The organism is Stieleria mannarensis, assembly GCF_014154935.1.
GTDB lineage: Bacteria > Planctomycetota > Planctomycetia > Pirellulales > Pirellulaceae > Stieleria > Stieleria mannarensis.
Window position 1 is genome coordinate 190,085 of record NZ_JACEHH010000013.1, and the last position, 9,285, is coordinate 199,369.

General features: G+C 57.7%; 6 protein-coding genes. 3 read left to right on the forward strand and 3 right to left on the reverse strand.

Annotated elements, in window-relative coordinates; translation table 11 throughout:
• Positions 1–196: 196 nt before the first annotated feature.
• The 3 genes from H1B37_RS33365 to H1B37_RS11265 are packed head-to-tail and all read right to left on the reverse strand — an operon-like array spanning position 197 to position 4,583.
• Entirely contained in the window at positions 197–1,873 is a 1,677-nt protein-coding gene (locus tag H1B37_RS33365) for an ABC transporter permease subunit (RefSeq protein WP_220498159.1), read from the reverse strand.
• Positions 1,870–3,465, reverse strand: a complete 1,596-nt coding sequence (locus H1B37_RS11260) for a sugar ABC transporter ATP-binding protein (protein ID WP_182866746.1) — start codon at positions 3,463–3,465, stop codon at positions 1,870–1,872. Before H1B37_RS11260 ends, H1B37_RS33365 begins: the two co-directional genes overlap by 4 nt.
• Positions 3,462–4,583: a sugar-binding protein gene (locus H1B37_RS11265; RefSeq protein ID WP_182866747.1), complete on the reverse strand. Its 1,122-nt coding sequence runs from the start codon at positions 4,581–4,583 to the stop codon at positions 3,462–3,464. The genes H1B37_RS11260 and H1B37_RS11265 overlap by 4 nt, the downstream gene beginning before the upstream one ends.
• A 334-nt stretch (positions 4,584–4,917) precedes the next feature.
• Between H1B37_RS11265 and H1B37_RS11270 the strand changes: the two genes are divergently transcribed.
• From H1B37_RS11270 to H1B37_RS11280, 3 genes are all read left to right on the forward strand, one after another.
• Complete coding sequence (locus tag H1B37_RS11270) at positions 4,918–6,447, forward strand: sensor histidine kinase (RefSeq protein WP_182866748.1); 1,530 nt, start codon at positions 4,918–4,920, stop codon at positions 6,445–6,447.
• 885 nt (positions 6,448–7,332) lie between these two features.
• Positions 7,333–8,310, forward strand: coding sequence for a hypothetical protein (locus H1B37_RS11275; RefSeq protein WP_182866749.1), 978 nt, complete (start codon positions 7,333–7,335; stop codon positions 8,308–8,310).
• A gap of 90 nt (positions 8,311–8,400) precedes the next feature.
• Positions 8,401–8,994: a C-type lectin domain-containing protein gene (locus tag H1B37_RS11280; RefSeq protein WP_182866750.1), complete on the forward strand. Its 594-nt coding sequence runs from the start codon at positions 8,401–8,403 to the stop codon at positions 8,992–8,994.
• Positions 8,995–9,285: the final 291 nt, after the last annotated feature.

Below are 9,285 nucleotides of genomic sequence, written 5' to 3' on the forward strand. Positions count from 1 at the left end.
AACCGTCGCCGTGCTCTCCGAGCTCGGCGCCGTGGGCTCGCAGAGCCCGCGGTTGCGTGCGTTGCAGATTGGTCTTCGGAAATCTTCGGTATCGGATGCGACGTTGCGGCATTGGGGGGCCGCGACGGTACAGATGCGCGCTCTCCAAGCCGAGGGGAGCCGAGTTCGGAGAACACGGCGACACTCTTGAAATCCGCTAGTCGGCCCCGACCGGCGGCTCGGTGTCAACGCCTTCGGCCGCCAGGACGGCTCGTTTGGCGACGATGCGTTTGACGACGACGTCGACAATCGCTCCGGCCAGGATCACCATGCCGATGATCGCGAATTCCAACTTGGTGCTGATGCCCAGGATGTTGATCGCGTTGTACAGCACACGCATCACCGCGGCGCCGATCACCACGCCTAAAATGTTGCCCTCGCCGCCACGCAAGCTGCATCCGCCCAGGACCGCCGCCGCGATCGCGTACAGTTCGTAGAAATTGCCAAACCCCGACGGCTGCACCGAGTTGACGTCCAACGCAAACAAAATGCCGCCCAGCCCCGCGGCCAGTGAACACAGCACATAGGCCACCACGATCATCCGCTTGGTGTTGATCCCGCTGTAGCGGGCCGCTTCTTCATTACGTCCCAGCGCCAGCAAGTAGCGTCCATACACGGTTCGGTTCAGGAAGATCGCCGCGACGACCGCCAGCGCGATCATGATCAACATCGGCATCGGGACCATCGTCGCGGCGAGTTGAGTCTGCCCCAGCAACGCCATCACTCCGGTGGCCACCAACGCGGGCGTCAGCGCTTTGGATTTTTTTGATGCCGTTCCGGCCGCCGAGATCAGCCATCCGACCGAACCGATCACGCCACCGACGACGACAAACACGATCATCATCAATGTGTTTTTCAGCATCTCGCCCGACACAATGATCGCCCCGACCTGCCATCGATCGTCGCCCCCCGCACTGCGGTACAGCGGCACCAATTGCCAGACGCACAGGGCCAGCAATACCAACGAGACCAGGACCAACGCCGATGGTTTCTTGATACGTCGGGAATCCGATTGCCAGGCCCAGCGGAGAAACACGACCAACGTGGGGACGAATAGAAACGTGCCGACGTACTTCATCACCGTTGACGGCATTGCCGCGCCAGCGTCCGAGACTTCGATCCCCAGACTGCGGATCCGATAGCCGCCGACCTCGATCAGCGAAGTTCCCGGGCCGGAGTCCCAGCCCAGAAAGAAACGCGACGCTCCTGCGACTGCCAACAGCACGCCGATCAACGGGATTGACCATGCCGAGATCTTCTTTGCGTCGTGATGACTGTCATCGGAATCTGCCTCGGATCGCAACCGACGCAGTTTCCACAGCCCGTACAGAAACAAACACACCCCGCCGCCCAGTAGCATCGTTGCCCAGCTGCAGGGTTTTCCGATCGCCAACAGCCGAAGCCCATCGTGGTCTTGGCCGAACCCGAGCGTATCGTCATCGGTCAACCAGCGCGCAAAGCCGCGATAAAACAGTAAACCGCACAGCGTGACCACAAACGGCTGCAGGTCCAACCGGGTGATCAGCAACCCGTGCAGCAATCCGATCGCGGCGGAGATCAACAGCACGATGATCACCGCGGATGTCGGCGAATACCCGTTGCCGACGACCAACATGGGCAACAGACAAGCGACCAGTCCCACGACCGATCCGATCGACAGGTCGATCCCGCCGGTGATGATCACGAACGCGACGCCGATCGACAGGATGCCGAACAGGGCGCTCCAACGCGTGGTGTTGTACAGGTTGTATTGTCCGACAAAGCTGTCATTCAAAACCGTCGTGAACAGACAGACGAAAATCAGCAAGCCAAAGATGCCTAGGATCTTGTTCATCGACTGGTCACACCCGTTGCCAAGTTCATGATTTGTTCTTCACCGATTTCGTCACCGACCAACTGGCCAGTGATTTCGCCTTCGTGCATCACCAGCGTGCGGTCGCTCATCGCGATCACTTCTTCCATTTCGCTGGAGACGAACAGGATGGCCAGCCCCTGGGCCGCCAGCGTCTCCATCAACCGATAGATTTCCTCTTTTGCGCCGATGTCGATCCCGCGTGTCGGTTCGTCCAACAACAGAATCTTGGGGTTCATGGCCAGCCATTTCCCCAAAACGACTTTTTGCTGATTGCCGCCCGACAAATAACGCACCACCTGGTCGGCCGTCGGCGTCTTGATCCGCAGCCGATCGATGCTGTCGGTGGTGTCGTCGGATTCGGCGGCAAAGTTGATCCAACAGCCGCCGCGCGCCTTGTCCGACAAACTCGCCAGCGAAACGTTGGTTCGCACGGAAAAATCGATCACCAGCCCCTGCTCCTTGCGGTCTTCGGGGACCAATCCCATGCCGCTGGCGATGGCGTCTTTGGGGCTACGCAGTTGCACGCGTCGGCCGTTGATTCGGACCGTGCCGCCCAGCGGCTGCGTGACGCCGAACAGACAGCGCAACATCTCCGTCCGCCCCGCGCCGACCAGTCCCGCCACGCCGACGATTTCGCCGGGCATGACTTCAAACGAGACCTTATGTTTGGGGTGATCGGGGACGACCAAATCGATCACTTCCAGGGCCGGCGTGGCCTCCGTCGCCTGCTCAGTTCCCTCCGCCACCTGCCCGGTGCCTTGGGGCGTCTGCCCGGTGCCTTGGGGCGTCTGCCCGGTGCGGATCGTCCGTTCGTAGAACCGCGAAACGTCCCGGCCCACCATCCGGCTGACCATCGCGTCGTGGTTGATCTGGTCGCCGACCAGTTCGCCGGCGTTCTCGCCGTCACGCATCACCGCAACCCGGTCGGCCAGCGTTTCGACTTCGGCCAGCCGGTGTGAGATGTAGATGACACTGACGCCGTGCTCGCGCAAGCCGTGCACGACTTCGAACAACGCCTCGGCCTCGCGCTGCGACAGACTGCTGGTCGGTTCATCCATGATCAACACCCGCGCGTCGATCGACAACGCCTTGGCGATTTCGACCATCTGTTGACGACCGATGGTCAGCTCGCGGACCAGGGTCAGCGGATCGACCTTCAGTCCGACCGACGCCAGGTGGCGACGGGATTCGTGAACGATCTTTTCGCGATCGATCAACCCGAAACGCGTCGGTTCACGCCCCAAGAAGATATTCGCACCGACCGACAGGTTGTCCGCCAGATTCAATTCTTGGTGAATCAACGTGATGCCCAGCCGCATCGCATCGGCGACGCTGTCGATGGCCACGGGCGTTTGGTCGATCAAGATTTGACCTTCGTCGGGTGGCTGGACGCCGGCCAAGATTTTCATCAGCGTGCTTTTGCCGGCGCCGTTTTCACCGACCAACGCCAGCACTTCGCCCGGCATCAATGTCAAGTTGATGTTGTGCAGCGCGCGGACACCGGGAAAGCGTTTTCCCAGCGATCGGACTTCCAACAAAGGACGCGGATTCTTTCCCTGCGTCACACTCACTGGGCCGTCGTGTCCGATTCATCTTGCCCGGTCAGAATCTTCAGCTCCGCCCAGAATTCGTCGACGTTGTCTTTTCGGATCGAGCGGGCCGGGATGTTCAAGAAGCCGCCGTCGGGGAGCGCCGATTCGTCACCGCGAGCGAGCTTGGTCAGCAATTCGACCGATTTGTAGCCGTACTGATAGGGGTTTTGAACGATCGTTCCATAGCACGAACCGTCTTGGATCGCCTTCAATGTGTCAGGGTCTTCATCAAAGCCGACGACTTGGATCTTGCCGACCTTGTCCGCTCCGCGAACCGCTTCCAGAATGGCGGGCGGGTTGTAGGCGAACAGGCCGATCATGCAGCCGATATTCGGATGTTTGACGATCGCGTCCTCGGCGCGGCTTTTGGCGATCGCGAAATCAAAATTGTCCGTTCGCGTGTCCAGGATCGTGTAATTGTCGCCTTTGAGCACACCATCGGCGGGGTCGAACGCGCGGTCGGGATCGTTGGATCGATCGAGCAGTTCGTCGATGATGCCTTGGCGTCGTTGATCCGCATTCAGCTGGCCCAAGCGGCCGACGAAGATCATCAATTCCCCCCCGTCGGGCATCGCTTCTTTGACCAGTTTGCCGCACATCCGTCCGGCGTCGTAGTTGTTCATGCCGATGTAGGCCAGCCGGTTCGATTCCGGGGCGTCGGAGTCTTGGGTGATCAGATTGGTCGCCGCGGCAACCTCGTTCAGGATGCCGGTTTGATTGGCCGGGTCGATCGGGCTGACGGCGACGCCATCGACTTGGTCGGAAATCAATTCTTCCAGCATCCGCTTTTGATCGGCGGTTCCGTCGGGAGGCATGCGAACAAGACATTCGACATCAAAGTCCTTTGCCGCCGCCTTGCAACCTTCTTCGGCGATGTCCCAAAACGATGCGATCCCGTTGGTCACATAGGCGATCCGCAGTTTTCCCTCCGCGGACGTTTTGACTCCGGACGCACTCGAGTCGTTTTCGGCGGTTTGATCGCCCGACGCGGCGGTGTCGTCGATTTTTTCGATCTTGCATCCGGCCAGGGGCAGGCCGACGGCGACCAGGAACGCAGCGAGGAGCGGCGTGAACTTCACGTGAATCGGCAGACGCATGGGAGGACGGAGGGACAGGAGGAGAAGCGGGGCCGCAGGCGGCATCGATCGGGGCGATCGGTAAAGCGAGAGTTTAAGTTCGCCGCGATGCGGTCGCAAGCTTTCCGCCCTCATGATCGACACATCTGGCAAGGTCTGAAGGATAGATCCAGTTTCCGGGGATCGATCGGTGCCCAGATGTGTAGCGGCAATCTCAACCCAGCCGATACGCAATCCCTAACAGGTCACGTCGAGGCCCTTCCCGGTGCGATTCCCTCCCTCGCGTCATCGGCGTCACCTGTCCCCCCCCCTTTTCGTTTCCTGGAGAACCCACACCATGACGTCAACGCTTCCAATGTCTGCCGACACCGCAACGCGGGAAAGTCGCGCGGTGGATGATCGTGGTGTTCCGCACGAGGTCATGACGGCGACCAGGCGGATGCCTGGGCAATCGGTCAGTCACCGCGAGGGCACGATCGTGCCCCGCCGCTCGGCAGCCTCCGACGCGGCCGACTTTGAAATGGTCGCACGATTGATCAGCGAAACCGCCCATGACCTGCGCGCCCCGTTGTCGACGATTCGCGAAGCCATCCGGTTGGTTCGCGACGGCGACCTCGGCACGGTGTCGTCGGCCCAAGGCGAATGCTTGTCGGCCGCGATCGACCAGTGCAATTGTGCCGTGCAGTTGGTCGACGAGATGGTCCAGTCGCGGCGGTTCGATTCCGGGTTTCCCAACGTCAGCCGTCAGTGGATTTCGATCGACGAGTTGAAGGCCAGCGTCGAGGCAACCTTGCAACCGTGGATCTTGCCGCGTGGCATCCACTTGCTGTGGGACGGACCGTTCGACGAAGGATTGAAGGTCTATGCCGACGTCACGATGTTGCGTCGTCTGATCGTCAACTTGGCCGGAAACGCGATCCGGGTGACGCGGGAGGGCGGCCCGGTTTTGATTCGCACCCATGTCAATCGCAACCAGGGCGTGATGAATTGGTCCATCGTCGACCAGGGCGCCGGGATCTCACCGGCGGACTTGGAACTGATCAGCGCCGGCAAAGCACCGGCGAAAAGCATCGGCGGGCTGGGGTTGATCATCAGCCGGCAACTCGCCGCGGCACATTTTTCCACGCTGCGGATCGAATCGCGTGTCGGCACCGGAACGGCCGTCAGTTTTCAAACCATCGTCGGCGGCCCCGCCGCGGTGGCCGCGCGTTGGGTGAAGTGGCGCTCGGACCTGATCACCAAGCAGCAACGAAAAATCCTGAACGAAGGCCATCGTGTTCACGAGGTCCGCCCGTCACGTGCATCCCATCCGTCCGGTGCCCCGGTCCCTCCACGCCGCGTGCGAATCGACGTCCCGTCGCAAACCATCGAACTGGGCCTCGGCGAGATCCAACCGGCCTTTCCCGACCACGTTTATCTGACCACCGTCTCGTTGGGGGCCGCGATCCCTGCGAGCCGGGCCGATGCGTTTGACGCCTTGTTGCAGCGGTCGATGCGGTTCACCGAATTGGCCTACCGCACCGCACAGCGAAGTTGGGTGATCGCGTGGGATGCCGATTTGCAGACCGGGAATGCCAAGCGGGCGGAACTGGAGCGACAAGCGCACAACGAATTGGAAGCGATGCGAATGACTTGGGGAGCGGACCATGTCGTCCCGGCCACGCCGCATCCGGTCTACGGGACCCCGCTTTCAAGCCGATTGAGCGACTTGATCGTGCGTCAGGCCTTGGCCGGTGCACAGCATGCCGTCAGCGATGACGATCAGATGCAACCGCAGTCCGATTCGGCGGAGGCAGGGTTCGCGCCGACAGAGTTGGAACCGGCAGTGACGGCCGCGTCCACGCGACTGGATTTCGACGTGCAGTGGCTGCGGGCAAACCGATAGGCTGCCGTTGATAGACAGCGGCGACGCGTCAGCCAGGGGCAGATCGCCCTCATAAACCGAAAGTCCCTCGATACCAAGGGGCCTTTTCAAACGCTCGGCAAGCATCAAGGTTTGACCGAGAAAAGCAGGGTGAGTGACGGGATTCGAACCCGCGACATCTGGAACCACAATCCACTCAGATAACCTACTGGCTATCTGAGAGACGGAATACGCGAGTCTGGCTCTACGGCGTTTCTTGCCGATTCATGTTCAGACCATGTTCGAGCATGTTGGTTCTGTTGTCATGAGTCCACAAGTTCCCTCAGACCGCTTCTGAGAGCTTCAGAAAGCCGAGTGGCAACATTGACTCGGCTACGCCTCGGAAGCGATACAGCCAAGCGTGGAGGGCAAAGTGTGAAAGCTCTTTCCTTCGGACTTCGCGGAAGGCTAAGTAAGAAAAAAAGGGGCAGGGTCATTAGGGGCTCTGCCTTTCCTTGTGTCACTTTGAGACGCGCAACTTGCATGCCAAGGCACTGAGAAGGCAACTTCTACCTTCTGTTTTTAGCCCAACTTTGTATGAAGCTTTCTTAACATTTGCACCCCCAGGATGGCACGTTTCTTAACAGTTTCTTAACATACCCCACCACTTTTACCTTGGTGAACAAAGGTTCCCTTGCCTCTGGCGGTTGCTAGGGTGGGTTTTAGCCGTCCAGAACCTGTGAAGTGGTGAGTCTCACCCGAACTACCCCCTTAGCCCATCCGCTCTCCATTTCCAAAACGTCAGCAAATCATTCCGAATGCCGGATGAATCATTCCAATTGATCGTAGCGCCCAATCCAACTGCGAACAAAGCCGCTAAAACTGGTGGTTCGAGCCTTCAAAAGACCTATTTACAGAGAAACATTGGTGAGTGCTAAAGACAGCGATTGGAAATTTGGGCTGATGGTGGCCCTTACGGTTGGAACTGTATTGCTTGTGACGGGGCTGATTTGGCTTGGCGTCGGAATGCTACCAAGGGTTTGGTACCCAAGATCAGAACAAGGCTTCGAGCAAGCGGCGCAATTCGGTGACAGCTACGGCTATGTAAATGCACTCTTGTCGAGCCTCGCTTTAGGCGGGGCTCTGGCGGCTATCATCCTGCAAACAATCGAGCTTCGGTGGCAGCGAAAAGAGCTACAGGAGTCTCAAGACGTTTGGAGAGAACAAACACGACAGGCGGAAGCTCAGGCGAGGCAGCAAGAACTTCAAGCATCTGTGATGGCGGATCAAGTTAGAGAGATAAATCGACAAAACCAAATCGCGCTATTATCGATTCTCTACAACGATGAGAACGAAGACGCCAAACTTGCGAACTCAGTCCTCCAGGAAATGAGGGCGAAACAGGTCAAGCCACTAATCCTCGAAACACAGAGCTTACTTAGGAAAGTACAGAAGGGACGCAATCGCGAGGTTCTTTCATCACTGAACTTCGCACTGGATCTTGCTGCAAGCTACATACAAGAGATAAGCAGAGAGAGGGTTCTAGATATTCACAGGACCGAATCCAAATACCCTTTAAGGAATCTAAGAAAGACAGTCTTTGCTCTGCAACGATTTGGATTAAGCAACGTAAGCCGTTCCCTCTTAGATAAAGCTGACGAAGCCCTTGTCCACATAGCCGAAGAATTTGAGCGAGCAAAACACTCTGCGGACAGTCGCGAAACTTTAACAAACCAGGATGTGCTGCCTCAATTGAGATTCCTTGGCGGGATCCTAAATACCGTTGCGAAGACCCTCGCCCTATCCGAGGACATTGACGAATCGAAACTAGGTTTAATTCCCCCTGACCTACTGGGGCCTCACGCAAGCCTGAACGAAAACGAAACGGGTGAGCAAACTGAATAACACCCCGGCCCACCCATGACACTTGGAATCAAGTAGACTGAGGCTCATGCCGTGAACCGCAACTTGCCAAACTCGAATCACAGAAATGAAATGAGAGCGATCCTCCTAGTCCTGCTAATTTGCTTGATTCCTACAGCCTCACACGCAGGCATACTTGTTGGGCCAACATTGAATCCGGCGAATGGACACACGTATCTAGTTCTTGACCTAGCAACTTGGGATGACGCTCAAGCGGAAGCAGTTTCATTGGGCGGGAATCTAGTAACCATCGATGATGCTGCGGAAAACCAGTGGATTATCGATACGTTTGCAGGGATTCCAGGAATTCCATTTGTCCAGCTAAGACCCATCGACGTACTTACTTTCTGGATCGGCCTAAACGACATTGCGCAAGAAGGACAATTCGAGTGGGTATCTGGTGAGCCGATTACTTACACAAATTGGGCACCTGGAGAACCAAATAATCTGGTTATCGGAAACGAAGATTGGGGAATGATCTACGCTGCACCGGGACCAACATGGTCAACCGGACAGTGGAATGATTCAGTAAACGAGGCCCATCTCGCAAAGGCAGCGATTGTGGAAATCACAAATGCTCCGGTGCCAGAGCCAGCAAGCCACCTAGTTTTTTCAAGTCTTGTATTGAGCGTTTTAGCAATTCGACGCCGCAAAAAAGACTCCTAGATTCCAATTGAGGGCGACAGAGCAAATCTAGTTTTCTCACTGCCAAACCCTACCTCTCTAGGTGCAACGACAGCCACTAGGCCGCTTTCTACTAGTCTCTCTATGCGTCTGTGTGCTGCGGTTATCGCAATGACACTCGTCTATCCCAAGAGCCTTACCCACACCAAGGCAGCATTGCCCTAAGTCCTTGCTACGCAAGCCCATACGCTTCTTTCGCTGGCAATCGCAATCAATAAGAGAGCAATCGGAATGTGCATCTAGTTCTTGCGAGCAGTAGTGAAACTGCACACC

Excerpts from the sequence above, each read along its gene's own strand:
- H1B37_RS33365 (WP_220498159.1), bottom strand. The coding sequence starts at position 1,873 with ATGAACAAGATCCTAGGCATCTTTGGCTTGCTGATTTTCGTCTGTCTG.
- H1B37_RS11265 (WP_182866747.1), bottom strand. The coding sequence starts at position 4,583 with ATGCGTCTGCCGATTCACGTGAAGTTCACGCCGCTCCTCGCTGCGTTC.
- H1B37_RS11270 (WP_182866748.1), top strand. The coding sequence starts at position 4,918 with ATGTCTGCCGACACCGCAACGCGGGAAAGTCGCGCGGTGGATGATCGT.
- H1B37_RS11280 (WP_182866750.1), top strand. The coding sequence starts at position 8,401 with ATGAGAGCGATCCTCCTAGTCCTGCTAATTTGCTTGATTCCTACAGCC.